At 67.8% G+C, this 26254-nt stretch carries 19 protein-coding genes and 1 pseudogene; 7 read left to right on the top strand and 13 right to left on the bottom strand.

Annotated elements, in window-relative coordinates; translation table 11 throughout:
* The first annotated feature begins 23 nt into the window (after positions 1-23).
* The 6 genes from ACZ60X_RS24540 (at position 24) to ACZ60X_RS24515 (ending at position 8193) form a co-directional block, all read left to right on the top strand.
* Positions 24-1166, top strand: coding sequence for a sensor histidine kinase (locus ACZ60X_RS24540; RefSeq protein WP_469602221.1), 1143 nt, complete (start codon positions 24-26; stop codon positions 1164-1166).
* Positions 1167-1314: 148 nt separating this feature from the next.
* Positions 1315-2436 (top strand): phenylalanine--tRNA ligase subunit alpha, encoded by a 1122-nt coding sequence (gene pheS / locus ACZ60X_RS24535; protein ID WP_469602218.1) that lies wholly within the window; start codon positions 1315-1317, stop codon positions 2434-2436.
* Entirely contained in the window at positions 2436-4997 is a 2562-nt protein-coding gene (locus tag ACZ60X_RS24530) for a phenylalanine--tRNA ligase subunit beta (RefSeq protein ID WP_469602215.1), read from the top strand. The genes pheS and ACZ60X_RS24530 overlap by 1 nt, the downstream gene beginning before the upstream one ends.
* Before the next feature lie 161 nt (positions 4998-5158).
* Positions 5159-6145 (top strand): PP2C family protein-serine/threonine phosphatase, encoded by a 987-nt coding sequence (locus tag ACZ60X_RS24525; RefSeq protein WP_469602212.1) that lies wholly within the window; start codon positions 5159-5161, stop codon positions 6143-6145.
* A 105-nt stretch (positions 6146-6250) separates the two neighbouring features.
* Positions 6251-7591: a transcriptional regulator gene (locus ACZ60X_RS24520; RefSeq protein WP_469602209.1), complete on the top strand. Its 1341-nt coding sequence runs from the start codon at positions 6251-6253 to the stop codon at positions 7589-7591.
* 65 nt (positions 7592-7656) lie between these two features.
* Positions 7657-8193, top strand: coding sequence for an NUDIX hydrolase (locus tag ACZ60X_RS24515; RefSeq protein WP_469602206.1), 537 nt, complete (start codon positions 7657-7659; stop codon positions 8191-8193).
* Here ACZ60X_RS24515 and ACZ60X_RS24510 read toward each other — a convergent pair.
* From ACZ60X_RS24510 to ACZ60X_RS24480, 7 genes and pseudogenes are all read right to left on the bottom strand, one after another.
* Positions 8190-8447, bottom strand: coding sequence for a hypothetical protein (locus ACZ60X_RS24510; protein ID WP_469602203.1), 258 nt, complete (start codon positions 8445-8447; stop codon positions 8190-8192). The two genes, ACZ60X_RS24515 and ACZ60X_RS24510, sit on opposite strands and share 4 nt — an antisense overlap.
* A gap of 208 nt (positions 8448-8655) precedes the next feature.
* A pseudogene (locus ACZ60X_RS24505) lies at positions 8656-8775 on the bottom strand (3-hydroxyacyl-CoA dehydrogenase family protein); the annotation flags it as partial.
* A gap of 32 nt (positions 8776-8807) precedes the next feature.
* Positions 8808-10142, bottom strand: a complete 1335-nt coding sequence (locus tag ACZ60X_RS24500) for a tyrosine-type recombinase/integrase (RefSeq protein ID WP_469602200.1) — start codon at positions 10140-10142, stop codon at positions 8808-8810.
* Between the two features lie 110 nt (positions 10143-10252).
* Complete coding sequence (locus ACZ60X_RS24495) at positions 10253-10522, bottom strand: helix-turn-helix transcriptional regulator (protein ID WP_469602196.1); 270 nt, start codon at positions 10520-10522, stop codon at positions 10253-10255.
* 842 nt (positions 10523-11364) lie between these two features.
* Positions 11365-12345 carry an alpha/beta hydrolase family protein gene (locus tag ACZ60X_RS24490; protein WP_469602193.1) on the bottom strand — a complete coding sequence of 327 codons (981 nt, stop codon included), beginning with the start codon at positions 12343-12345 and terminating at the stop codon, positions 11365-11367.
* Positions 12346-12350: 5 nt separating this feature from the next.
* A complete protein-coding gene (locus tag ACZ60X_RS24485) occupies positions 12351-13670 on the bottom strand; it encodes a hypothetical protein (protein WP_469602190.1) in 1320 nt (439 codons plus the stop codon).
* 2 nt (positions 13671-13672) lie between these two features.
* Positions 13673-15706, bottom strand: a complete 2034-nt coding sequence (locus ACZ60X_RS24480) for a hypothetical protein (protein ID WP_469602188.1) — start codon at positions 15704-15706, stop codon at positions 13673-13675.
* A 386-nt stretch (positions 15707-16092) separates the two neighbouring features.
* Here ACZ60X_RS24480 and ACZ60X_RS24475 point away from each other — a divergent pair, with 386 nt between their 5' ends.
* Positions 16093-16290, top strand: a complete 198-nt coding sequence (locus ACZ60X_RS24475; RefSeq protein WP_469602185.1) for a hypothetical protein — start codon at positions 16093-16095, stop codon at positions 16288-16290.
* Here the strand turns inward: ACZ60X_RS24475 and ACZ60X_RS24470 are convergent.
* The 6 genes from ACZ60X_RS24470 to ACZ60X_RS24445 all read right to left on the bottom strand — a co-directional run bounded on the left by ACZ60X_RS24470 (position 16285) and on the right by ACZ60X_RS24445 (position 25682).
* On the bottom strand, positions 16285-18060 hold the full coding sequence (locus ACZ60X_RS24470; protein WP_469602182.1) for a recombinase family protein: 1776 nt from the start codon (positions 18058-18060) through the stop codon (positions 16285-16287). The genes ACZ60X_RS24475 and ACZ60X_RS24470 overlap by 6 nt on opposite strands.
* Before the next feature lie 872 nt (positions 18061-18932).
* On the bottom strand, positions 18933-19436 hold the full coding sequence (locus tag ACZ60X_RS24465; protein ID WP_469602179.1) for a hypothetical protein: 504 nt from the start codon (positions 19434-19436) through the stop codon (positions 18933-18935).
* Positions 19437-19456: 20 nt separating this feature from the next.
* Complete coding sequence (locus ACZ60X_RS24460; RefSeq protein ID WP_469602176.1) at positions 19457-21715, bottom strand: hypothetical protein; 2259 nt, start codon at positions 21713-21715, stop codon at positions 19457-19459.
* A gap of 55 nt (positions 21716-21770) precedes the next feature.
* On the bottom strand, positions 21771-22193 hold the full coding sequence (locus ACZ60X_RS24455; protein ID WP_469602169.1) for a hypothetical protein: 423 nt from the start codon (positions 22191-22193) through the stop codon (positions 21771-21773).
* A gap of 95 nt (positions 22194-22288) precedes the next feature.
* Positions 22289-23452, bottom strand: coding sequence for a type VII secretion-associated serine protease mycosin (gene mycP, locus ACZ60X_RS24450; RefSeq protein WP_469602166.1), 1164 nt, complete (start codon positions 23450-23452; stop codon positions 22289-22291).
* Positions 23453-25178: 1726 nt separating this feature from the next.
* Positions 25179-25682, bottom strand: coding sequence for a hypothetical protein (locus ACZ60X_RS24445; RefSeq protein ID WP_356127052.1), 504 nt, complete (start codon positions 25680-25682; stop codon positions 25179-25181).
* Between the last annotated feature and the right edge of the window lie 572 nt (positions 25683-26254).

Raw genomic sequence — 26254 nt, 5'->3', positions numbered from 1 at the left:
CGTCTGAGAGGTGGGGTACGGGGATGAGTGTGGCCGGCACGAGTACCGCGCCGGGGGGACCGGAGGGACGGGACGCGCGGGACGCGGCCCTGTCCCCGTGCGGCGATCACACGGGCCTCGACCCCGATCAGCTGCCCGACGGCCTCGTCATCGCCGACGAGCACGGGCGTGTCGTCTGCTTCAACGCCGCCGCCGGCCGGATCACCGCCGTGCGCGCCGCCGACGCCCTCGGCCGGCCCCTGGAGAAGGCGCTGCCGTTGGAGGACCTGGAGGGGCGCCGGTGGTGGCAGCTCACCGACCCCTACGGCGGGCTGGCCATCCGGGTGCGGCAGCCGGAGCGGAACCTGCTGCTGCCCGGCGGGCGCGAGGTGCTGGTCTCCGCCCGCTACATCCGCGCCGAGCCCCTCGGACCCGTCCAGCGCGTCCTCGTCTCCCTGCGCGACACCGAGGCCCGCCGGCGCACCGAACGCAGCCACGCCGAGCTGATCGCGACGGTCGCCCACGAGCTGCGCTCCCCGCTGACCTCCGTCAAGGGCTTCACGGCGACCCTGCTCGCCAAGTGGGAGCGCTTCACCGACGACCAGAAGCGGCTGATGCTGGAGACCGTCGACGCCGACGCCGACCGGGTCACCCGGCTCATCGCCGAGCTGCTCGACATCTCGCGGATCGACAGCGGACGGCTGGAGGTGCGCCGGCAGCCCGTCGACATCGGGGCCGCCGTCTCCCGGCACATCCAGGCCTACGTCGCGGCCGGCCAGCCCGCCGACCGGTTCCTGCTGCGCATCGAGCAGCCGCTGCCCGCCCTGTGGGCCGACCCCGACAAGATCGACCAGGTGCTGAGCAACCTCATCGAAAATGCCGTGCGGCACGGCGAGGGAACCGTCACCATTGACGTCACGCCCTGCGCGTCCCCGCGCGACGGCGAGGAGACCGGCACGTCGCTCACCGTGAGCGACGAAGGTCCCGGCATCCCGGAGGAGTCCATGAACCGCGTCTTCACCCGCTTCTGGCGGGGCAGCAAGCGCGGCGGCACGGGCCTCGGGCTGTACATCGTCAAGGGCATCGTCGAGGCCCACGGCGGCACCATCACGGTCGGCCGCGCCCCCGTCGGCGGCGCCGAGTTCCGATTTACGCTGCCCGTGGCGGCCCCGGCCTACCTCGCCTGACGAGAGCCGGAGCGGCCCACGGGCTCTTCGTACACCTCCGCCCCGTTAGACTCGGCCTTTGGCACCTTTGTGTCCTTCACGCGGCCGGCACAGCGCCGAGAGTCGGTGACGGGGACCATCCGCCAGCTAATCGGAAGCACGGGAAGAGATGTCGGCACCCAATAAGTCGTACGACCCTGTCGAGGTCGAGGCGTTGAAACCGGAAGAGATCGAGCGCATGCGGGACGAGGCGCTCGCCGCCTTCGCCGCCGCGGACTCCCTCGACGCGCTCCACGAGGCCAAGGTCGCCCACACCGGCCCCGCCTCCCCGCTGGCCCTCGCCAACCGCGAGATCGGCGCCCTGCCCCCGCACGCGAAGGCCGAGGCCGGCAAGCGCGTCGGCATGGCCCGCGGCGCCGTCAACAAGGCCCTGGCCGCGCGCCAGGCCGAACTGGAGGCCGAGCGCGACGCCCGCGTCCTGGTCGAGGAGTCGGTGGACGTCACGCTGCCGTACGACCGCGTCCCGGCCGGCGCCCGCCACCCCCTGACCACGCTCTCCGAGCGCATCGAGGACATCTTCGTGGCCATGGGCTACGAGGTCGCCGAGGGCCCGCAGGTCGAGGCCGAGTGGTTCAACTTCGACGCCCTCAACATCGGCCCGGACCACCCGGCCCGCGGCGAGCAGGACACCTTCTTCGTCCAGGGCCAGGACGGCGGCACCGAGTCCGGTGTCGTCCTGCGCACCCACACCTCGCCGGTCCAGATCCGCTCCCTGCTGGAGCGCGACCTGCCGGTCTACGTGATCTGCCCCGGCCGCGTCTACCGCACCGACGAGCTGGACGCCACCCACACGCCCGTCTTCCACCAGGTCGAGCTGCTCGCCGTGGACGAGGGCCTGACCATGGCCGACCTCAAGGGCACCCTGGACCACATGGTCCAGTCCCTGTTCGGCGAGGGCATGAAGACCCGGCTGCGGCCGAACTTCTTCCCCTTCACGGAGCCGAGCGCCGAGATGGACATGCTCTGCTACGTCTGCAAGGGCGAGTCCGTCGGCAACCCCGACCGGCCCTGCCGCACCTGCTCCAGCGAGGGCTGGATCGAGCTGGGCGGCTGCGGCATGGTCAACCCGCGGGTGCTCACCGCCTGCGGCGTCGACCCGGAGAAGTACAGCGGCTTCGCCTTCGGGTTCGGCATCGAGCGGATGCTGATGTTCCGCCACAACGTCGAGGACATGCGAGACATGGTCGAGGGTGACGTCCGGTTCACCCGGCCGTTCGGGATGGAGATCTGATGCGGGTCCCGCTTTCTTGGCTGCGGGAGTACGTCGACCTGCCGGCGACGGAAACCGGCCGCGACGTCCAGGAGAAGCTGGTCTCGGCCGGCCTGGAGGTCGAGACCGTCGAGCAGCTCGGCGCCGACCTCAAGGGCCCGCTGGTCGTCGGCCAGGTGCTGACCATCGAGGAGCTGGAGGGCTTCAAGAAGCCGATCCGCTTCTGCACCGTCGACGTCGGCCAGGCCAACGGCACCGGCGAGCCCCAGGAGATCGTCTGCGGCGCCCGTAACTTCCAGGTCGGCGACAAGGTCGTCGTGGTCCTGCCCGGTGCCACGCTGCCCGGCGGCTTCTCGATCTCCGCCCGCAAGACGTACGGCAAGACGTCCCACGGCATGATCTGCTCCACCGACGAGCTGGGCATGGGCGACGACGGCACCCACGGCATCATCGTGCTGCCGCCGGAGACCGAGGTCGGCAAGGACGCCATCGAGCTGCTGGAACTGGTCGACGAGGTCCTGGACATCGCCGTCACCGCCAACCGCGGCGACTGCCTGTCCATCCGCGGCGTCGCCCGCGAGGCCGCCATCGCCTACGGCCTGCCGTTGCGCGACCCCGCCCTGATCGACGTCCCGGCCCCGAACGCCTACGGCTACCCGGTCCAGGTCACCGACCCCTTCGGCTGCGACCGCTTCACCGCGCGCACCGTCACCGGCCTGCGCCCCGAGGCACGCTCTCCGATCTGGCTCCAGCGCCGGCTCCAGAAGGTCGGTATGCGGCCGATCTCCCTCGCCGTCGACGTCACGAACTACGTGATGATGGAGCTGGGCCAGCCGCTGCACGCCTACGACCGCTCCCTGGTCCAGGGCACCATCGGCGTGCGCCGCGCCCAGGAGGGCGAGAAGCTCGTCACCCTCGACGGCGTCGAGCGCACGCTGCACTCCGAGGACCTGGTCATCACCGACGACCGCGGCCCGATCGGCCTCGCGGGCGTCATGGGCGGCGCCAACACGGAGATCGCCGACCTCCCCCAGGCTCTCGGCTCCGCGCGGGCCGGGGGGACCCCCATGGTCACCGAGAACCGCGTCGACGCCACCACCGACGTGGTCATCGAGGCGGCCCACTTCGACGCCGTCGCGATCGCCCGCACCTCCCGCCGCCAGAAGCTGCTCACCGAGGCGTCCCGCCGCTTCGAGCGCGGCGTCGACCCGCAGGCCGCCGCGGCCGCCGCGCAGCGCACGGTGGACCTGCTGGTACTGCTCGCGGGCGGTACGGCGGAGGCCGGTGTCACCGAGATCATCGCGCCCTCGGCCCCGCACACCATCACCATCCCGGCCGACCACCCGGACAAGGTCGCGGGCGTCGGTTACGGCCGCGAGACGGTCGTCCGCCGCCTCCAGCAGGTCGGCTGCGACGTGTACGGGCAGGACGAACTGATCGTCACCGTCCCGTCCTGGCGGCCCGACCTCGCCGACCCGAACGACCTCGCCGAGGAGGTCATCCGCCTGGAGGGCTATGAGAACCTGCCCTCCACGCTGCCCAAGCCCCCCTCGGGCCGGGGCCTGACCCACCGGCAGCGGCTGCACCGCCGGGTCGGCCGCGCGCTGGCCGGCGCGGGCTACGTCGAGGCGCCGAACTACCCCTTCGTCAGCGAGCAGGTCTTCGACCAGCTCGGCCTGGACGCCGACGACCCGGCCCGCCGTGTCGTCAAGCTGGTCAACCCGCTCAGCGACGAGGAGCCCGCGCTCCGTACGACGCTGCTGCCGGGCCTGCTCGGCGCGCTGCGCCGCAACGTCGGCCGGGGCAGCCATGACCTGGCGCTGTTCGAGACCGGTCTGGTCTTCAACCCGCGCGAGGAGCAGGCGGCCACGACGCACCTGCCCGTCGACCGGCGGCCGACCGACGAGGAGATCGCCGCGCTGAACGCCGCGCTGCCCGAGCAGCCGCGGCACGTGGCCGTGGTGCTGAGCGGTGCCCGCGAGCAGGCCGGCTGGTGGGGCAAGGGCCGTCCGGCCGACTGGGCCGACGCGGTCGAGGCGGCGCGTGCCGTCGCCCGCGAGGCCGGCGCGGAACTGGTGGTGCGCAAGGGCCAGTACGGCCCGTGGCACCCCGGCCGCTGCGCCGAGCTGGTGATCGCCGCCGGGGGTGCGGAGCGGGTCGTCGGCCACGCGGGCGAGCTGCACCCGCGGGTGCTCAAGGCCCTCGGCCTGCCGGAGCGCACCTGCGCGACGGAGCTGAACCTGGACGCCCTGGAGACGGTCGGCGACGGCACCCCGCAGGCGCCGGGCATCTCCACCTTCCCGGTCGCCACGCAGGACGTCGCCCTGGTCGTCGACCAGTTCGTCCCGGCCGCGCAGGTCGAGACGGCGCTGGCCGAAGGCGCCGGTGAACTGCTCGAATCCATCCGGCTGTTCGACGTGTACGAGAACGCGGAGCAGCTGGGCGAGGGCAAGAAGTCGCTGGCGTACGCGCTCCGCTTCCGGGCCGGGGACCGCACGCTGACCGTGGACGAGGCGTCGGCCGCGCGGGACGCGGCGGTCGCCCTGGCGGGCGAGCGGACGGGCGCGGTGCTCCGGGGCTGACCCCGAGCAGAGCCCCGCGCCCCTCACCGGGCGCGGGGCTCACTCGTTCGGGTGGGAATCCGGAGTGATCTGGTCCGTGCGGACCATGCCTCGAAAGAATCGGACCGGCCTTTCGGGGTCGGTCCGTCTGCTTGTCAGGGACTCCATGGGGGACCAGAGGCATGATCCGCATGAAGGCACGGGCACCCACCGCACGGCGGGCGGCGCTGCCCACGAGCGCCGTCTTCCTCGCCGTCGGCACGGGGCTCATGGTCCATGCCCGGCGCACCCTGCTGCGTGAGCTGCGGCAGGCCCGCCGGGTGGCGCGCGTGGCGCAGAGTGTCGTACTGCGTCCGCTGCCCCCGCGTCTCGACGGGCTGAACGTCGCCGCCGCCCAGCTGTCCGCCGACCGGGGTGCCCGGGTCGGCGGGGACCTGTACGAGGCGGTCGCCACCGAGTACGGGGTGCGGGTGGTGATGGGCGACGTACGAGGGCATGGGCTCGCCGCGCTCGGCACCGTCGCCGCCGTCCTCGGCAGTTTCCGCGAGGCGGCCCACGACGAGCCCGAACTCGGCCGTGTCCTGCGCCGGTTGGACCGCGCCCTCGCCCGCCACCTGGGCGAGCGGGCGCGCACCGGACACCCGGTCACGGAGGAGTTCGTCACCGTGCTGCTCCTGGAGATCGGCCGGGACGGCGAACTGCGCGCCCTCAACTGCGGCCATCCCTGGCCGTACCGGATCCGCGGCACGAGCGTCGAGCCGTTGACGCGCGTCGACCCGCTGCCGCCTCTCGGCCCGTTCCCGCTGCCGGCGCAGCTGGCGGCCCACTCCTGTGGGAGGTTCCTGCCCGGCGACTCGCTCCTCCTGTACACGGACGGCGCCGCGGAGGCACGGGACGCCGACGGCCGCTTCTTCTCCCTCCAGGCGGCGCTGCGGGAGGCCGTATGCGCGCAGCAGATGACGCCCCGGGCCGTGCTGCGGACGCTGTTCACGGCCCTCCTGCGGCACACCACGGGACGGCCGGCGGACGACATGGCGCTGCTGGTCCTGCGGAACGACCGGGGCGCGGCGGTGTGCACCGGCCCCGGGGCCACCCCGGCCAAGCCGCCGATGTTCGAGGGGGAGCCGGAGGCTTGGCCGGGACCCCAGTCAACCGGCAGAACACGCTGAGCGACACCGCGTGCACACCCCGGATGCAGGCGTTCCGTTCACACCCCGTGTGAAAGCGCCCACACTACGCTGAACCGCACCGGGCCACCTCGGGGAGGGGCACCCATGCAGCCCAACACTCTGCTCGACGCGATCCTGGACGAGGCGGGGATCTCGCACGCCGGCCTCGCCGCCCACGTGAACCAGGCCGGCCGCAGGCGCGGCCTCGCGCTGCGGTACGAACACACCGCCGTGGCACGGTGGTTGAAGGGACAGCGGCCGCGGGGCCAGGTGCCCGACCTCATCTGCGAAGTCCTGGCGGCCCGGCTGCACCGCCCCGTCACCCTCGACGACATCGGCCTCGGCGTCCCCGGGGAGCCGAGCGCCGGGCACACCGGCTCGCTGTCCGGGTTCGTGGAGCGTGCGACCGCCCTGTGGCGATCGGACGAACAGCAGCGGCCCCATGTGCTGGGCGCCCCCGCCGTCACCGGAACGCCGGCGGTCATGCCGGTGTGGGAGTGGGAGAATCCGCCCGAGGACACCGACGTCTCCCGGGGCGGCCGGCACCGGGTGACGACGGCCGACATCGAGATGCTGCGGGCCGCGCGGACGCACTACGAGCAGATGTACCGCAAGACCGGCGGCATCGCGACCCGTACCCGGATCATCGGCTTCCTCAACGCCGAGGCGGCGCCGCTGCTGCGCGGCAGCTACACCGACGCCACCGGCCGCCAACTGCACCGGTCGACCGGCGGGTTGGTGGCGATCGCCGGGATCTGCGCCTACGACTCCGACGCCCACGGGCTCGCCCAGCGCTACTTCCATCAGGCGCTGCGGCTCGCGAAGGCCAGCGGGGACCGGGGACTCGGGGCGTACGTGATAGCGCTGCTGGTCAACCAGTCGCTGTTCATGCGGGAGTACCGGCAGGCCGTCGCCTTCGCGGAGGCCGCGCTGCGGGCCGCCGGCAAGCACATCACCCCGGCGCTCGCCTCCGACCTGTACGCGATGCAGGCCAAGGCGTACGCCCATCTCGGCGACGCCGGCAGTGCGTTGGCGGCCATCCGGCGCGCGGAGACGGCCGCGGACCGGATCCGGCGCGGGTACGAGCCCGACGAGACGGGTTATGTGCAGCCGGGTCTGGTCAATGTGCAGGTGGCCGAGGCGCTGCTCAGTCTCGGTGAACTCGCCGCGGCCCGCGAGCATGCCGTGGCGGCCGTCGACAACCCCGCCCACGACCGGGGGCGGGTGCACCGGCTCGCCATGCTCTGCACCATCGAACTGCGCCAGGGGCAGGCCGACAAGGCCGTGTCCACCGCCGTGCAGATGGCCGAGCAGGCGCGCGGAATGGAGTCCCAGCGGCTGCGCGACCGGCTGCGTGCGGTGCGCGAACACCTGGCGCGATGCGGCTCGGCCGGCACCGCCGAGGCCGCCGAACTCATCGACGGAGCACTGCGCGTCCCGCTGTAGGCCCTCTGTGGGTACCTCGTCCCTGCTGCGATATTGCCACTTACTCGGCGAAAGGTGGCAGAACCGTGCAGTGGACGAAACAGAACGAACAAACGGTGTATGCAAATCGCTGGTTCAGCGTCAATCTCGCGGACGTGGCGCTGCCGGACGGCCGGCATCTCGACCACTTCCTGATCCGGCTGCGGCCGGTGGCCGTGGCGACCGTCGTCAACGAGGCCAACGAGGTGCTGCTGCTGTGGCGGCACCGCTTCATCACCGACAGCTGGGGCTGGGAACTGCCCGCGGGCGTCGTCGAGGACGGCGAGGACATCGCCGTGGCGGCCGCCCGGGAACTGGAGGAGGAGACCGGCTGGCGGCCGGGACCCCTGCACCACCTCATGACCGTGGAGCCGTCCAACGGCCTCTCCGACGCCCGGCACCACATCTACTGGTCCGACCGGGGTGAGTACGTCGGACATCCCGTGGACGACTTCGAGTCGGACCGACGGGAGTGGGTCCCCCTCAAACTCGTCCCCGACCTGATCGCCCGTGGGGAGGTCCCGGCCGCCAACATGGCGGCCGCGTTACTGCTGCTGCACCACCTCAGGCTCGCGGAGGGCTAGTGGGTCACCGCCTGCCAGATCGTCACGATGAGGGCTCCGAGGGCCGTCAGCGCGGCGACCGACGGCAGTGGCCAGCGCGCGTGTTCCAGGGAGACCATCCGGGAGTTCAGCTCGTCCACTTCCTTGGCGGTCTCCTTGGTGCGGTGGGTGAGCAGCGCCAGCCCGCCCTCGACACGGGCGTAGGCCACGTCGAGGCGGCGACGTAACTCTGCGAGTTCCTCCTGGACCACGGAATGATCGGAATCGGTGGTCACGGTTTCATTCCTCTCTGTGACCGGATGTGGTCCTCCACATCCGTTGCATGTGCATGAGGAGTCAACTCGCCTGGTGGGCACGTGGGGAGCGTGTGCGACGGGCATATGCGTGCCCGGCGCGCACACGGTGTGTGAAACACAAGAGCCCGGCACCGAGTGCGGTGCCGGGCCGTGACCGGTGGCTCTGTGTGATCAGACGCAGGGGCGATCAGGCGTAGGTGTAGAACCCCGAGCCGGTCTTCCGCCCCAGCCGGCCCGCCTCGACCATGCGCTGGAGCAGCGGGGGAGCGGCGTACAGGGGCTCCTTGTACTCGGCGTACACGTTGTCAGTGTGTGCGATCACTGCCCTCACCTGCGGTTTCATGGCCTAGTGTGGGCCTGTGGGACGCCCAGGGACTTCTCAGGGACATTCGGTTGTGGATCTTGGCCGAACCACTCGTCCATGGCGGCGAGGCCCCGCTTGCCCGCCCCGGGCATGAAGTGAGCGTAGTGCGTCAGTGTGGTCTGCGGCGAAGCATGCCCGAGCCACGCCGACACGCTCACGATCGACTCGCCTGCCTCAAGCTGCGTACTCGCGTACGTGTGCCGGAGGACGTGGAACATGTCCTCCCTGGAGAGTTCGTAGACGGGGTACCGGCGGCTGCGGCCTCCGTTCGTCCTGACCTTCTCGCCGACCTTCTTCAGTACGCCGGCCGTCGCGAGTGCGGGCCGCCAGCTCAGCCTGTTCCACATCGAGTAGTTGATGCGATTGCCCTGCGAGGTGATCAGGACCAGCCGGACGCTGATCGGCTTGCGCTGCCGCGCCTCCAACTCGGTCGTCGGCGGCTCAGGGTTGCGCCACGGGAGCGTGCAGCCGACCGAAGGAAAGCGGCGCAGATGGTCACGGACACGCTTGGCGAGGTTGGGGGAGAGGGGAACGTCTCGCGTTTTGCCGCCCTTGGGCAGGCAGAAGTACGGCCTTCCCTTGGAGTCCCACCGCAGCTGTCGGCGGACGTGCACGACACCCGCATCGAAGTCCACATCCTCCTCGCCGAGGCCGAACGCCTCGCCCTGGCGCAGGCCGAGGCCGACACCGAGGTCCACCGCGATGCGGTATCGCTCCTGGAGGCCCGCCCGGACGGCTTCCACGGTCGGCCTTGCCCATGCCTTGGCCTTCCTCTTCGCGGGTTTGGGTGCCTTGACAGTCCGGCGGGCCTTGCAGGGGTTCTTGACCAGGCGGCCGTCGTCGACGGCGGCTTCGAGGATCGTGGAAAGGTGGATCCAGATCACCTGGGCCGTGGACGCCTCGACCCGTGTCAGCAGTTGGGCCTTCCAGGTGCGCAGCACGGCAGCGTCGATGTCCCGGAGCGCGGTTGTACCCAGGAACGGGATGATGTGGTTCCAGATCTTGCTGCGCATGGGGGCGGCGGTCGACGGTTCGTCGGATCGGCTCGGCCACCAGTGCTTCTCGATGTACTGGGCGAGGGGGATCGCCCCGTCGCGAGGGTCGACGAATTCGCCACGTGTGGTGTCGGTCTGCGCCTTGGCGAGCCACTGCTTCGCGTCTTCGCTCGTGTCGAACGAGCGGTCCCGGACGCCCGGGATGCCCTTCACCCGATAGCGCTTGCCTTGACCCCAGAGAGCAGTTCGCTCCCGCTTACCGGTGTCCTTGTTGGGCTTCTTCTTGAGCCAGCGGTCTTCTATGTACCCCGCCAAGGGAACGTTCTCCTATGAACTCAGTTGGGTATGGTCGTGTGGCATGGTGGGAAATTGGGCGCCGGGACTCCGAAAGATCGACGCACCGACTTCGGGCTCGTGGACAGCAATCAAGGAGTGCGTACGGCGCGCTTCATCGGCTTCTGGGCGAGAGGATTGAGAGCAGCGTTGGAACGTGAATCCGCCTGCTCCTGCGCTATGACCCACTCATTCAGCGCCGAGATCCTGTACATGACGCGGTGGCCCATGCGGAAGCTCGGCGGACCCTGCCGCCGGTGACGCCAGACATACAGGGTGTTCGGTGAAATGCCAAGGTATTCTGCCGCCTTGTTCAGGTTCAAGAACGCGGCTTCATGCGTGGATGCGATCTGGTCGTGCATGTCCGGTCTCCAGTGTGAGAAGAGTTGATGCACTCACGATCCGGAGAAGTCCGGAATTGGTGGAACCGGGAAATTGTGGTAGCGCGGGCTTAGCAGTCCCTGGCGCTGGATCCTCCTCTTGTTGAGCTGGGGTTTTGCCAGCACCCGTACGTTGGCATGGTGTTCGAGCAGGTCTCAAGTCATGGTCGTCTGCCGTAGGCGAACTGCCGTGAGCGTTAGCAACGGGTGAAACAACCGGGGGCTGATAGCCACGGCGCTTCCGTCAAACGCCAGCTGTGGCCGGCGTGATGTTGCGATCAACCAGTTGCCTGAAGGAGGCCGTTGATCCAGATCATTGAGGCGCGGAGGTGGAGGCCAGGGAGGCAGCTCTCGGGCTGCGGCTACCGAATATTTCATCCGACCAGGTCAGGCTGGTACGGGTGGATCACTCCGGTGAGCCGGTCTCGGCGGCGTATGTTCACGACGGCTGCGGGAAGGGCCTGCTTGGCGTGCGACGGCTGTCGAGATGAAGCTCGCCACGTGGTCTCCGGAGCGGCAAAGCGAGGACGTGCTGACCACCGCCGCGTCGGCGTCGGAGCCAAGACCGGCACCGCAGAGGAAGGCGACCACACCCACGGCTGGCTGACCGTGTACAACTCCAGCATCGCCGTCGCTGCCCTGGTCGAAGGCGGCAGCTCCGGGGCTGACTCCGCCGGATACGTTGTCCGGCACCTGCTCACCGGGAGCTGATGTACCGACGCGGACGGGGACACGCCGGTCGGGGATCAGCTGCGCTCGCCCCGACTGACCCGCGAGACTGCCTGGTGAACCTGCTCCAGGCGGTATCGAGCGGGGTGCTGAGGTCAGCGTGCGTGATTGGCCAGTGAGAGAAGCAGATGCGCCGACTCGGGGTGGAAGTAGTCGGAGTGTGCGCCTTCGATCCGCCAAGGCGAGCTGCGGTAGTAGGCGCTAGCGTCGACATTGATGAGCCGGTTGGTGGGAAAGGCGTAGCTGTCGGTGGTGCGGTGCAGGGACATGGTGTGCAGGTGCTCCCGTGGTCCGGTCGCCCCCAGGAAGCCGATGCCGTTGCTTCCGTCTTCCGTCTGACGATGCCACAGACCCAGGGCGCGGTCGTGGGGGGAGAATGTCATGGTGACGGGGGCGTTGAGGACGCTGTCGTCGAGCAGGCGGGCGTAGGGTCCGGCGGTGAAGACGTCGGCGGGGGTGGCCATCTGGAACACGGTGAGGCTGTCAAGGGTCCAGGGGTATGCGTCGGACTTCCATGGCCAGGCGAACGTGTCCGGTCCGTCCGCCAGTCGGTTGCTGACCTGTTCGATGGCGTGGCACAGGAAGCGTCCGCCGAAGGAGTGCCCGATGGCGTGCAGATATTGCCCGTACGAGCCCCGCAGGACGTCCGGGCCCGTTTCGGGCAGGGTGCGACGCTCGTTGAAGTAGCCCAGGACGGCAGCCAGTACGTGGGAGGCATGTCCACTGTGGGCGATGGCGGCCGTTCGGTCGCGGATGGTGCGGTAGCCGGCCTTGGTCGGTGCGCTGCTCGACGGCCAGCGCACGCACACGTACTGGGGACGGAACGGGCTGATGCGCGGGTAGGCATCGGGCTGCTCTGCAGACAGGTCCTCCATGAGCTGAAAGAGCCGGGTGGCGGCCTGCTCGGCCTTGTCGGCGTTGGTGCGCCATCCGTGGACGTAGAGGAAGATGTCCGAGGTGTCGTCGTGGAGACGCAGGTGTTTCTCGATGGCTGCCAGCACCTGTTCGGAGGGAACCGGGTCGCCATGATGGGGGTCGAGGAGGTGACCGCTGTCGTCGAGGTCGAGCAGGTCCACGACTGTCATGCCAGCTCCTTGCCTGCCACGGACGCGTCCACGAGACGGTTGTCGATGCCCCGGAGCAGGGTGAAGACCAGGCCCAGCGGGTTGGCGTGCTTGGTCAGGAACTCCCGGGTGAGGCTGCGCGCGACGGGAGCGGCGCGCTCGCCCTTGAAGAACTCTTCGAAGAATCGGCAGGTGTACAGGCTGCCGAAGGTCTTCGGTATCTCTATCTCGGGGCCTATCAGGCAGCCGACGCCGAGGTCGAACAGCGGGCGGCCGAGCCCCTCGTGGACGAAGGTCCTGGTGCGGCCTCCCTCGCAGACCATCATGAAGCACAGGGGGTCGGGCAGCCGTTCCTGCCGGGCGTTGCGCCAGTATTCGAGGTCGGAGCTGCAGATGGCCTCGCCATCGGTGAGGGTGAGCTGAGCCTGTGTCGTGCCTCGCTGGTCCTGTCGCTCACCGCAGCCGTGGGCTCCGAAGACCAGGATGTGGTCGCGGACGGACGGGTCGCTCAGTGCCTCACCGAGGTCCTGCTTGCAGGAGCGTTCGGTGATGTCGGCATGGGTTTCGACGACGGCCCGTACGGTGCCGATCGGTCCTGTGCCGGGCGCGTGGCTGTCCTGCATCCGCAGATCGAACTGAAGCCCTGCCTGGGGGCGTTCCGTACCGTGCTCGATGAGCGGGTGGTAGTTCTCCACGTATCCGAGTGTGTGCTCTATGAGGTGGGTGTATCCCAGGAAGCCGCTCCAGTCCCAGGGCGCCGATTTCTGCAACAGCCGGGTGGTCGGGTCGGGCGGGAGGTAGAGCATTCCCCATGGAACGAAGAGGTCGTTGGAGGTGATCGTGACGATCTGCGGGCCGGCGCGGAGTGCGGCGGAGATTGCTTCACGCAGGCGCGAGAGCCCCGCGTCTCCACGGGAGAAGAGGAACTCGAACAGTGCGTGTCCCGACCGGGCCAGACCGAGTCCTATGTCGGACAGCGCGGTTCTGGCGGCGTCCATGCCGAGGTCGGTTGCCGGGGACCCGTTGAACGTGTAGCCAGATGTTCCTGGTCTTCGATGTTGGATCACCTTCTCCAGCCAGGTCCGCAGCAGCCGGCCGACCTCGGATGCGATCTCCTCCCTGTTGCGCTGGATCACCCCGCGCAAAGGGGCGTTGCCGTCGAAGGGCAAGGCGTCGCCCCACGCCATGACGTCATATGCCCTCCCGCCGTCGCGCAGGTCGATGGTCAAGAGCATGGTCCGCGTCTCGCAGTCCTCGGACCGCAGGCGCGGAAGAGCGCGCAGCGAGTCGTACGGATCAGCGGTTACCGAGTAGTCCAGTTCACGTTCTTGCGACATCGCTAGAGCTTGGAACCCTCCGCCTCGGATGCTGGGAGCACTGTTCTCAACTGCTGGATCAAGGCCCCGTCGGCGCGCCGCAGGACATCGATGCGCAAGGTGACCGAGTCTTGAGACTCCGGGACCACACGGAAGTCGCTGGGGGGTGATCCGCGTTCATCGGTGAGGTGGGTATGAATCAACGACGGTTGCACGGTCGCCGACGTGGCCCTGATCCGCAGCGTGATATCCAGGGGCACGTCCTCGGTTGCCGGCGCCGCCAAGATCTCGCCCTCTTCGTCGAGAGGTTGATAGCGGAAGCTGACGTGGACGCCTGCCTCAGCCACCGCAGCAGGATCCTCGTCCAACACGCGCAGCCGGGCGCGGTGGCCGCGCCGCCGACGGGCTTTCGATAGCGGTGCCGCCTCCTCCACCACCTCATCCGCAGCCGTGGACCGGGGGGTTTCCTCGTCCGGGGCGGCAGTGGTCGGCACAGCGACTGCCGCGGAAAAGTCGGACAGCAGCCAGTGCGCTACGCCTGTGTCGGCCGATGCCGGGCTCGTTGCGGGCAGAGCGAGCCAAGGAGACAACGGACCCTGGTCGTCGACACAGCTGATGTCGAGGCCGGGGAAGTAGAACTTCCAGCGAGCCTGGCCGACAGGCTGCTGCGGGCGCTGCTTGAGCAGAGCCGAGTGCGTCAACCAGGCGGAGGAAAGCGGCATCTGTTCCTGAGCGGATAGCGCCACCGGGTCGAGCCCCGAAAGCCAGCGCGAAGCGGCTGAAGTGCTCCACGTAATCGCCAATTGCGTGAACCCGGGCCGCTTGCCCCATGGCGGACGAGACGCATCGTCCGCGTAGGTGTCCGGTTGTGACTCACCCACCGCATGCGCTTGACAGGCGTCGATGAGCAGCGTTACTCGCTCGGCCCGGGCGCGTTGCAGATCCCTGACCAGGTCACTGACGGAGACACTCTCCTGCCCCGCCAGCCCCAGACGCAGGTCGAGACCATCGGCATCCGCATCCACTGTTCCCGAACTCGACAGGTACACCAGGAGCATGTTGCGACCTTGACGGGCCATCTTCTCCAGGCTCGTGCGCAATGCATGCAAGGTGGGCGGGGAATCGAGCAGAGTGGAACTGCGCTCGGTGAACCCGCAACGGCTTTTCAGTAGGGCCTGGTAGACCCTCTGGGCGTCATGGAGGGGCTGCTCAGCGGTCCCCGCTGTGCGTACGGCGCCTGCCACGGCGAGGGCGTAACGCATCACGTCGGCCGTCAGATGAGGGGAAGATTTCCGTGCGGGCAGTAGCGCGGAGGATTCCTGAAGAGCCGCGCCTGTTGCCGCGGCCAGAGGACTGCGGAACGCGGCCGCATTCCGCAGGCAGGGACGCCGGTAACCATTGCGGTCGAGTTCCGTCCCCAGCAGACGGTGCAGCGTCTCCAGACGCAGCCCATCGGATGGGGCATCAGCGCCACCCTGCAACTGCGCGATCAGCTGACGCGTGAAGACTGAAAGACCATGGCTGTTGGCCGCGAATCCGGTCGGCGTGGTGCCCATGGACGACAGCACGGCCACTCCGCTTCGCGACACCCGCTCCACCGCGCGTCGGACGAGTCCGTCATAGTTCCCGGAGACGATCCCTGTCGAAGAAGAGAAGCAGGTGTCCAGGATCAACAGCCGGTCTGCCGTAGCGGAGCGGTGGACGGTCATCGCCTCGGTCACCCGACGTGCTGGCACCCATGTAGTCAGGTCCCCTGGCAGTGAGCCGGGCAGGGCCAAGTAGAGCGCGCCTTCGGCGGAGAGGGTGGCGTGCCCCGTCCAGTAGACGATCAGACCACCGTCACCAGCGGATGCCTTCGCCATGTGGCGCAGCACGCTCTGTTCTGCGGCAGGCCGGACCATCTGGCACAGATCCGGCGCCAGCCCCCCGACCAACGGATCGGTCAGAGTCTCGGCTAACGCGCTGACATTCCGATCGGCCCCGGGCGGCAGACGCAGAGCGGACTGGGAAGAAGAACCCGCCCCGACCAAGAGAGCACGCGTCGGACCTGCCATCATGCCCCCCCACAGTGCATCGTCCCCAAGCCAGAGTAGCGCCATCACCTCGAACGCCGACGGAAGTTGTCTCATTCCGCGGCATTCGGACTAAGGGCCACCGATGAGGGTCGGCCCCGCTGGGCCATCCGTCGAGCACCAGCGGTCAGCCGGACCTCAACCTCAGCCCTGTGCTGCGACAACGATGGGTATGTCGGCATACCGCCCCGGCCGCAGAGCCCGGGACGACAGCGCTCGCGGTCCGTCGACGCCGTCCAGCTAGAGGGAGCGAGACGGTGGCGTGAACGTGAAAGGAGCCGAGACGGGACAGGAGTAGCCAAGAGGGGACAGAGGATGGCGAGCGAGAGAAGCAGGCTCTGCCACGAGGCGATCGGGCTGGGGCGTCTGGGGTGACGGCGAGAGAGGCGATGGGGGAGTGCTTCCAGCGGCAGTTGGCTGTCGGACGGGTGCCCAGTGATGCGGAGCTGGATCGGGTGGCGGGCACGAACAACTACGGCTGGGTGGTGCTGACCCGCTGGCGCCGGGTGGGCAAGACCCCGAGCACGGTGGACTGGGCGCATATGAACGGAATGCCGGCTCACTCATGAGGACCACCCGACTCGGATAGGTGCCAGGTGGTGGTCCGGCAGGGTGATGTGAAAGGAGACGTGATCACCGTCGGGGTGCAGGCGGATGACGAGCTGAGTGATCTCAAATAGGCGGCGCAACAGCTGCTCGGGCGCGTCTGCGAGATGACTCGCGAGGAAGGGCAAGGCGCCGAGGAGTCCAGGGATGGCGCCGGTCGCTTCGGCGGGGTCGGCCGCCGTGAAGTTGTGGAGCCTGGCGAGTGTGTTGGTGCGCTGGACTTCGAGGTCGTTGTAGGTGCGGCGAAGGGCAGTGGCGTAGGGGTCGTCGGCGGGGCAGTTTTGCGCCTGCTGCAGGAGGTTGTGCTGGCGGCGAGTGTAGTCGTCCAGCAACTGGTCCAACTGGTCGCATTCGGCTTGTTGCTGTGCCGAGCTACGGCGCTGAGCGCATTCGATTGCGGCGGCCAGCCGTTCGGGCTGATCGGGGCGGAGCAACTGGGCGGTGTAGAAGGCGGCCAGAGCCTGAATCAGGATGTCCTCGTGGACGTAGGCGGTCTTGGGGTGGCCGGCGTAGGCATCGGGGACGCCGCGGTTGTTGGCCTGAGGCTGGCAGCAGTAGTAGGTGATGCCTTTGCGGTGTTTGCCGAACATGCGTCGGTTACAGGAGTGCAGCAGCATCCCGCGCAGGACGTAGGTGCGGTGGGCCTGTGGATGGAGGTTGAGAGGATGGTTAGCCCTGCGGAGCCCTTGGTTGGCCTGTCGGCGCGCGGAGAGCGCGTCGTGCATCCACTTGGGGATCAGCGGTTCGTGCACTGGCTGAGGTGACCACACCCACAAGGCGGGATCGTTGCAAGCGCCGTTGCGGGAACGGCTGGCGCGCCGGTTGAAGACCTGGTAGCCGGTGTACTTGGGGTTGCGTAGCAGGTCGGCGACGGCCGATTTGCCCCATGCGCCGCGTGCCCGTGCGGCGCCACCGGGCGGCAGCGGCGGCGGGAATTCAACGGGGTCGGCGTTGAGGCGATCGACGATGGCGGCGTAGCCAAGCCGGTCGTGATAGCGCCAGTGAGCGATCTGCGTGACGGTGCGGGCGCAGGCGCCGTCTGGCTCCAGCCGCGACTTCGTCTGGCCCTTGGCAGCCTTGACCGGGTTGGGGTGCCGGTAGCGCTTGGCCGTGTAGCCGTAGGGGGGCTTGCCGATATTCCAGCCCTCCCGCACGTGGGTGCACAGCCCGCCCCAGGAGGTCTCCAGGGCGTTGAAGACCTCGTACTCGGCTACCGACTGGTTGATCCGGCGCTGCAGGATCTGCTGCGCTCGCCCGCCCCCGATCTTGATCGGCTCGTTCCAGGCGAACAGCGGCACGCCCGCCTCCTCCAGCGCCCGCTCCACCGACAAACTCTCGAACATCCGCCGCGCCACCCGGGCGGTGCTCTCGCAGATCACCGCGTCGAACCGGCGCCGAGGATGCACGGCTTCGGCCAGCAGCTCCCGGATGCCGCCGTCCCGGGCAATGGGCACATCGAAGCGCTCGGCACTCCTCCCGTCCTGGCCCCGCTGGTCCAGCCCGAGCCGTCCGGACTCCACGTCGTAGAAGTGGCACACCACCACCCACGGCACCGGTAGCGCCGTCCGGCACCGCTCGAACTGCCGCAGAAGCGACTGTCGCGGATCTTGCTGCTCCTGTGTCGAACACCGCCCCAGCCAGGCCAGACGTACCTCCCCGTGCAGCAACCCGCCCGGCGCGGCGAACGGCGACACCGCCACATCCGACAGCCCCGCAGCCAGGTCCACGTTCACGGCCACCTCCGACGACATCCACGATCGCCAGCCACATGCCGGACGACGCTGGACGCCGACCACCCGGGCCGTGCAACATGCAGCAGATTCATGCGGCGCTTCCCGCCCCATCCACTCAGGAACGCTTCGTGGCGCTCTGCTGGGCGGTGTGCGCCCAGACGAGGAGGTCGTAGATGATGTCGGCTAACTCGGCATGCATGCATGACTCCGTGCAGCCCGCGCCGGTGCGCACGAAACCAGAGAAGGTCAGATCGCTACGGCCCTGTGACTGTTGGTACCGCCACGAAGCAGTTGAGCAGTTGGCGGGGACGGCTTGCTGACGCCTTGACTTGTTCTCACGCATCGGGCTCTGACTCTGCATGGCTATCACCTACAGGTCACTGGTGCTGGAGCCAGGCCAGACCCGGCAAGCAGCGTAGGAAGGCCACGAGGCCGACTAACACCAGGTTAGGCATGGCGAATCGGACGACGGTTCTGAGGTGTCGATTTCTCAACCGATCGAGTGGAGGCCGTTTAAGTTCGGACAGGGGCCTGACCAACAGGTACCTCGCGGATGGCCCACCCTCGGTGCAGGGTTTGCGGCCGAGGACTGGAAGCGGAGAGCTCAGTCACCGCAATCCTTGACACCCGCGATAACGGTCGCTCCGTCGGGCGGTGCGCAGGGCGTGGGCGGGGTTGAGGAGGCCGGCGGCGGATCGAGGCCACGGGCAATCCGCTGAACGCGCACAACAACGGCCAGGTCGTCTTCCTGGACGTCCTCACAGCTTCAGTCGCCGACTGACCCACCGCTGCTTCTACGCGGTACCCGACCATGCTGCAGCCACCGCCCCGGTCGTCATGCCCCGCCCAGGCATGAGGTTTTCTTCTCCGACCTACTTTGTGCAGCCGAATTTCTTGGTTTCCTTCGGGACGAAATCATCGACGAAACGTTGAAGTTTCTTATAACCCGTGGGAATGTCCTCGACACGGTCGCCGGAGAAGGAGAGTGAAACGGACAGATAGCCGGTGTGGGTGCTGCACGTCGCCTCGACAACGGCGTGGTCGCTTCCGATCGCGGCATGCCCGGCAAAGGCGACTTTCCGTTGGGCAACATACTTGTACTGGGTACCGACCTCGTTCCAATTCGTCGGATCTGGGGCGCGATCCGAGACCATCAAATTGGCGGACAGGATATTATGACCGTCCACCCACAGATTGCATGCTGCGCCGGGGCGTGCCTCCAGCGCTGTGTAGTCCTGTTTAAGCGAATCACCATTCGGAACAAGAGGAGACAGAGTCTGCACAGGCACACGGCAGAAATCTTCCGGAATGGCGATCGACTCCTTGCTGCAGGCTGCGGCAGTTCCCATCACGGTCACGGACAGGATAACCGCCACGGCCCCACGAAACCTCATCATCAGTGAATCCCCGCCAACCCGCGGAACTGGGAGCCGCCGTCATTGGCGAAACCGGCGATCTGCTTGTACACGCCATCGTCCCGAGAGTACCCAGTGTGGTTGGAGGCCCAGTCCGAATTGGCGGTGTACCATTGGTCGGCGATTGCATTGAGTTGGTTCTTCCGCAGCTCATACGTCGCCTGACTATCACTGGTCAGTTTCTCTGCTTGATGCTGTTGCTCATCCATGATCCACGCGCTGGTGACCACGTCGGCACCGCGTTGCGCTACATCTCCATATACCGGGATCAAATTGAGCAGCCCTCCGGAAACGTGATAACTCCACGCCTTGTCCCAGGTGTAGTCGTGCTGATCATCCTTGAGCGCCGCGTATCGAGCGTCCTCCATGAAGCCCACCGCGTATCCTGCTGAGCTGAGAGTGTCTTCCGGCTTCCGTGAACTGTTGTGGATATCGTCCATGATTGCGTAGTTCATTCCTTGGTGCAGCAGGCCGTACGAATTCTCGCTGCGGGAGATCTGCTTGGCTATCTCCATCACCTGCTCGCCCTTCAGTGTGGGGCCGACGTCGGGATGCCGCCTGCCGCTCGGATCGCTCATCGCGACATACGTCTCGTGCCCGTGATTGGTCATGATCTTCGCCATGTCGTCGCGCAGCGAGGCCGGCATGTCGTCGCTTTGCTTGGAGAGAACATCGAGCGCGTGCACGAACACCCGGTTGTTGGCGTCCGTGTGCGACGTCGGGCCCAATGGGCGAGACCCATGCGGATCGATGCCGGTGGCTGCTGCGGTCAGGGCGTCGCCCAGCCCCTTGCGGTCGTCGGTATCTTGTACATCCGGTCCGGGAGCCTCGACCTTGGCCTGATCGTGCGTGGTGTTGACGATGTTCCAGTCTCGGCTGTCGTGGCCATTGCCCAGGAGGTAGTCCATGCGCTCCTTCCCCGCAGCCGTACCAGGGTCGAGATAGCCGGCCGCCCCTTCCGGAGTATGTGACATGACTTCGAGGGCGCCGTCAACGGGATCGTTCGCGAACCAGCCTGCACCGTCCTTCTCACTGAACTTTCCATAGAGATCCCAGACATTCGGATGTTTCTTCTCCATGGAGATCATGTCGTCGGTGACGTCGGCTACGAACTGGGGCGAGTAGCCGTGGCCCTGCTGCATGAGCGTGGCCAGGCTCTGGTACCCACGGATTTTCTGGCCGGCCCCCATGCCAACCAGATTCTTTTTTCCCGCCGCCTCAAGGGCGTAACTGGCGTCACCTTGTGAACGGAGGCCCTCGCGCCACTTGTTGTAGAACCGGGCGTCATCGGTCTTCGTCCAGGCCTGGAACGCCTCGTTGTACGCGGCGGTCCCGAAGCGCAGGTGTCTGCCCTCGGAGTCCTTGAAGTCCGGCACTCGTGTGGCGACTGCCAGGGAGTCCGCAAGGCCGCCGTTGATTTCGAGGTAGGTGCCCCTGTTCTTGGTGTCGTCGAAGTACGCCAGGTCTTCTAGTCTGTTCGTGAACTTGAGCGTTCCGTCCGGCCCCAGCCCGTCCAGGAAAGTCTGGCTGAACGCCTTGTCCCCCTTGTTGTCCCGGAAAACGCGACGCAGTTCGGCGAGGTCGGCGGCGGAGACCTTCTCGCCCTTGGCGACCCGCCGGGCGATGTCGTCCGCCTCCTGAGCCTCGTACTTGTCGATGTCGCCCTGGGCCTTGCCGTTGAAGCCGGGGGTCGCGCCGTCGCCCATGTCGGGGCCTTTCACGACGGCGGTGAAAGCGACCTCGACGCCCTTGTCGGCGTCGTCCACGTCCTTCACGCACTGGTCGATGCGGGTCTGGAAGGAGGAGACTTCCTTTTGGATGCTGTCCTGGTATTCAGGGTTGTGCACGTAGGCCATCCGTTCGCCCTGGCTCATCTTCTCGGTGTCGTACGAGACCACGCCCTGGTCCGATACCTTCATGCCCTTGGCGATCGCGTCGTCGCGGGCCGACTCCAGCTTCTTGCGCAGGTTCACGAACTGGGTGTGCGTTTCACGGAGGAGCGAGGCGATCGCCTTGGCCTCGGTCTGGGCGCTCTGGAACTCCGTGAGCCTGACGCCGAATCGTGCGTTGGCGGCCTGCTGGCTCTCGCCCGTGAACGTCGGGCGCAGGGTGATGCCGTGGACGTCCCGCCGGTACGCGGTCTCCTGCTTGTTGAAGTCCTTTGCCATGCTGTCCCAGCGTTCGGCGGCCGTGGTGAGCGTGGACAGGTCGGTCGTCAGGATCTCGTGGTAGGTCGGCATGGGTCCCCGTTGGAAGCAGTGAATTCGGTGGCGTGCGAGATGGCTCGGCTGTCTGTCAGTGCTTCGGCGGCGGTGAGTACGTGTCGAACACGGATACCTTGCGCGCCGTACCGGCCACTCCTGTGTCCGTTCCGGTCAACACGGTGTTGCTGTTCCGGAGGGCTGATTCATCCCCTGCCAGCCGGTTCAGAAAGTTCTGGACCTGTTCGCCCCAGATTTTGTGCGCCTTGCTCACGGCAGTGGACGTGAGCCAGCCGTGTCCGTCCTTCGCATCGAACGCCTTCACCACGGCGCCCGTCTCGTCGTCCGCCTGCTGCCCGGCCTTTTTGGTATCCGGTTCGATGTCCTTGCGGAGAGTGTCCGCTGCGGCCTTCTTCTCGTCCGGAGAGTGCGCGAGGTCGGGCCCGCCACCACCCGGGATGTCCTGCAGGTGATTGAGCCGCATACCCACCGGGTGCGTGGCATGACCGTGCGCCATGTCCCGATCTCCTGCCGACTCGGACATAAACCCTCTCTCCCCGTTACACCTCGGTTGGCGTGCGCCTGCCAGGCTAGCAACCGCACTCGTGCTTCTCAGTGGCGACGCTTCCTTGTCGCAACAGCCGCAACAACTCCGCCGATGAGTACCGCAGCTGCGATGCCCAGTGCGACCCACAGAGTGTCGCTTCCGCCCGTGTCGGAGGAAGCTTCGGCCGCCGCTTTGCCATCCTTCGCCTGTGAGGCGGAGTCCTTGGAACCGGCAGAGCCGGGAGAGGGCGACGCTGAGGATGCGGCTGAGAAGTCCGGCAGGGGGTAGGCATCGGCTGGCCCGGGGTCACCGGGGTTCTGCAGGGCGATGCGCGGCCGCACGATGCCGTAGCCGATGGAGTCGTTGCGCTTGGCGCCGTCCGTTGGGGCGCCGGCGGTGTTGAGCATGACGCGGAGGACCTGGTTGTTGGTCCAGGTCGGGTGCTTGGACCAGATGAGGGCGGCGCTGGCGGAGGCGAGGGCGGTGGCGTCGCTGGTGCCGTGGGAGCGGCAGAGGTCCTTGCCGTTCGGGCAGGCGTGGTACATCTCGTCGCCGGGGGCGGCCATGTCGATCTGCGGGCCGTACTGGGATTCCTTCGTCTTGCTGAGGTCACGGCCTACGGCGCCCACCGCCACCACCCCGGGAGTCCCTGCGGGGTATTCGACTTCCGAGGTGCCGTCATTACCGGATCCGGCGAAGATCAGTGCTCCCTTGTTCAGGGCGTACTTCACGGCAGCCGTGAGTTCGTCAGAGCCTTTGTACGCCCTCATGGAGATGTTGATGACCTGGGCGCCGGAGTCGACGGCGTACCGGATTCCCCGGCTCACTACTTTGCTGAACTCATCGGTGTATCTGTCGGAGTCCAAGCCTCGGTCCGGTACGCGGACCGGAAGGATCTTGGCGCCGGGTGCGAGACCGAAGGTGCCATTACCACCGTTCGCCTTGCCGGTGCCCGCGATGAGGAGGCCCATCGTGGTCCCGTGACCGTCGTAGCTCGTGTGTTCGTCCCCGGACGACTGCGGTGCCTCGTTCAGGCCGGGCAGCACCTGTCCCTTGAGGTCAGGAAGGCTGTCGTCAACGCCCGTATCGATGACCGCGACTGTGATGCCCTTGCCTGTGCTCGTCCGCCACATCTGGTCGGCCTTCATGGCCGTGAGGTACCACTGCTGTTCGCGGATGGTCTCTGCCTGGGCGGGTACCGCGGTCATGCCCACCAGCAGCAAACCCACGACTCCGGAGACAACGCTCCCGAGACGGCTGTTCCTCAACCTGTCGGCAGGCATCCGCTTCCTCTTGCATCTGGTGGTTCTCGTGATTCGGGCTGCTGTGAATGAAGGCGTCAGTCGGTGGCGGGAGGCGCTGATCGGGGGTCTTCCGGGCGCCCGTTCTTCCGCCGCTCGGCCCGCTTGCGGGTCGGTTCGCTCTTCTCGCCGTTCCGGCGCGACATGGACGGCCGGGAGCCGTTCGCCGATGCGGCAGGGGTCTCCGTGCCTCCCGATTGGTTCGTGGTGCGGCTGAACGGCCGGCCGGTCGAACGCGCCTGCTTCTGTGGGCGGCCTCCCACGATGCCCTTCTCGGCAGGCAGGAACCCACCTCGCCGCTCGGCCGAGACTGGCCCCTGGGCGGGGTTCGCCCCTCTGGGAGCAGCGCCCATACTCCGACCGGTGGACCCACGCCCGGTCGTGCCGGACACGGGCGTCTCGCCGCCCACGACGGTACCCCGCGGCAACCTGCCGGCCGGCTGCCCCGTGGTGGGTGCGGTCGGGCGACCGCCGATGATGCCCTTGCTGACGGGCGCACGTCCGGGTGCCTCACCGGCGACCGCTCGCCCCGGCATCGCAGTACGGCCTCCCGTCACCGGCTGCGCCGGACCCACGGGGCCTCTGGGCGTGGTCGTGCCGCCGGTGGCTGGTCCACGTGTCGGCGTTGGTTCCGAGATCTCCTGTCGTGGCATGGGCATCGGACGGCCGCCCGTCAACGCACGCCCCGTGCCTCCAGCCCTCACTGGCGGGCCGAAACCGCGGCCTGAGGGCAGAGGAAGAGGTCCTACAGGCGGCGGCGTTCCGCCTCCAGCCCGGCCCCCTGTCGGCACGTCGACCGGGCCCGGAGCCGTCGGTGTGGTCGGTGCCGGTGGCGAAACCACCGTTTCGTCGATTTTCGTGCCTACGTGGGCTGGGGGCTCAGGCACCGGCTGGTGGACTGTCCCACGGTCGGTACCGTCGCGCACATCGGGAGCACTGGCTGCGGCAGATCTGGCCTCATGGACTCCGGGCACCGTCTGGTGCCTTCCTCCCACGTCCGTAGGCGTGGGTGCTCCGCCTCCAGATGAGGACGTCCCAGCCCCGCTTCCCCCGCTCGCGACGACGTTTTCATCGACTGTCCGTGCCTTCGGCTGAAGCGCCTTCGGCGGCGGTGGAAACTTGGGCCTTTCCAGCGCATCCATCTGCGTGGCCGAATGCGAGTACGTCTGGGCCAGCTTCCGCATCTCCGCCGCAGCCTGCAGGCGCACCCTCTCCTTATGCACCGCCAATGCCTGCAGCTCGGCCTTGGACTTGGCACTGACGGTAGCGGCGTCGGGGTCGTTGCGCGCGGCTGTTGCCGCGTCGAGGTTCGCCTGCGCGCTGTGGGTGTCGCGGGGGATCGACACCTGCGCGTTCCCGATCGCCGCGGATGCCTCCCGCAGCCACTTAGCCGCACCATCGCTGAAGTCGCCTAGGCGGAGGGTGGAGTTGGCCAGGTCGCCCGCCCATGTGCGGAAGGCGTCAGCGCCCGCGCCCTTCCACTCCACCCACTGCGGGCGGACCTTGAGTTCCTCGGCGATCTTGTGGATCTCTTTGGCCGCAGCGGTCAGCCGGTCGGCTGCGGACTCCACCGTGCCGGGGTCCGCCTGGTCCAGCCAGGCGAGCATCTGCTCGTGCCTCATGTCCTCGAAAGGGGTGCCCTCACCGTGCCGCATCAGATGGTGCCTCCCGCGTCGCCGCCGCTGCTGCTTGTCTGCGTCGGCGGCCGGCTGCCCTTTGCCTCAGTGCCACCGCCTTGGCCGCTCGTGTGCGTCTTCTGCGGGGCAGAGGGGTCGTAGCTCCCGCCGTAATGCTCAGTCGTCTCCGTGCTGATGGCGGCCATGCGGTCGCGGATGTCCAGGTCAATGTTCTGGTAGCCCTTGTGCGAGGCCAGCACCGCGATGCCCATACCCTCCATCGAATCGGAGAGCAGCTTCGACAGGGTCTCCAGATCGCTGATCACGGCCTCGTACTTGGTGAACAGGCCAGCCGCCTCCGCCCACCCCGCGCCCCCGCCACCGAGTTGGTGGCGTACGAGTTGTTCCTGCCCGACCTTGCCCTGTCCCGCCGCCGAGCCCTTCAGATCACGGATCAGGTCATCGACCCGCTTCTGGAACTTCGTGAACGACGACAGCTCAGTGGCCAGGTCGGCGACGGCGTCCTGCATCCCGTCGAACATGCGGGACATCCACGATTGCGGTTGCCCACCCGCTCCCGCGTCACTCGGCAGCACAACGTCCTCCCCCTATGGTCAAAAGGCCAAGGCCTCACCAATCACTCTAGCTACGACCAGTGACACTCCCGGCTCGTCCCGTATCAAAGGCGATCGAAATCGGTCAGTGGTGGCGTGGAACCAGGGTCAATACCAGCGCGTGTCGGTGGCCGCGCCGGGGCAAACCGATCTTCCGCCTCGCGCCTATTACGGCCCCTACACCAACGCCTCGCGTCACAACCCCAGCGCGATCCGTACGACTACGTCGGAGCCAACGGCATCAACGATGGCAAGTCCTGGACGACCGCCCCATGCCCCACCGGCACGGCGCTGTACACACTCGAGCGCTCGCCTCCCAAGCCAGCGTCTCCGAGCGCCAGGCTTTCGTAGCCTTCGCGGCACAATCAGCCCAGGGTCACGGCTGCGGCACGCCAGCGAAGCCGTGAAAAAGTAGATGGGCCACGGCTCCTCACCGCAGCTGGTCGCGAACGTCACAGATGACGTGAGCGGCACTGCACCGCTCGGCCAGTTACGGACTG

The organism is Streptomyces sp. NPDC104106 (assembly GCF_055584345.1).
This window is presented reverse-complemented; position numbering and strand designations above follow the sequence as displayed.

Coding starts and splice junctions, on each gene's coding strand:
- ACZ60X_RS24530 (WP_469602215.1), top strand. CDS start 2,436: ATGCGGGTCCCGCTTTCTTGGCTGCGGGAGTACGTCGACCTGCCGGCG.
- ACZ60X_RS24540 (WP_469602221.1), top strand. CDS start 24: ATGAGTGTGGCCGGCACGAGTACCGCGCCGGGGGGACCGGAGGGACGG.
- pheS (WP_469602218.1), top strand. CDS start 1,315: ATGTCGGCACCCAATAAGTCGTACGACCCTGTCGAGGTCGAGGCGTTG.
- ACZ60X_RS24480 (WP_469602188.1), bottom strand. CDS start 15,706: ATGATGGCAGGTCCGACGCGTGCTCTCTTGGTCGGGGCGGGTTCTTCT.
- ACZ60X_RS24495 (WP_469602196.1), bottom strand. CDS start 10,522: ATGCACGACCAGATCGCATCCACGCATGAAGCCGCGTTCTTGAACCTG.
- ACZ60X_RS24525 (WP_469602212.1), top strand. CDS start 5,159: ATGATCCGCATGAAGGCACGGGCACCCACCGCACGGCGGGCGGCGCTG.
- ACZ60X_RS24460 (WP_469602176.1), bottom strand. CDS start 21,715: ATGCCGACCTACCACGAGATCCTGACGACCGACCTGTCCACGCTCACC.
- ACZ60X_RS24445 (WP_356127052.1), bottom strand. CDS start 25,682: ATGTTCGACGGGATGCAGGACGCCGTCGCCGACCTGGCCACTGAGCTG.
- ACZ60X_RS24455 (WP_469602169.1), bottom strand. CDS start 22,193: ATGGCGCACGGTCATGCCACGCACCCGGTGGGTATGCGGCTCAATCAC.
- ACZ60X_RS24485 (WP_469602190.1), bottom strand. CDS start 13,670: ATGTCGCAAGAACGTGAACTGGACTACTCGGTAACCGCTGATCCGTAC.
- ACZ60X_RS24520 (WP_469602209.1), top strand. CDS start 6,251: ATGCAGCCCAACACTCTGCTCGACGCGATCCTGGACGAGGCGGGGATC.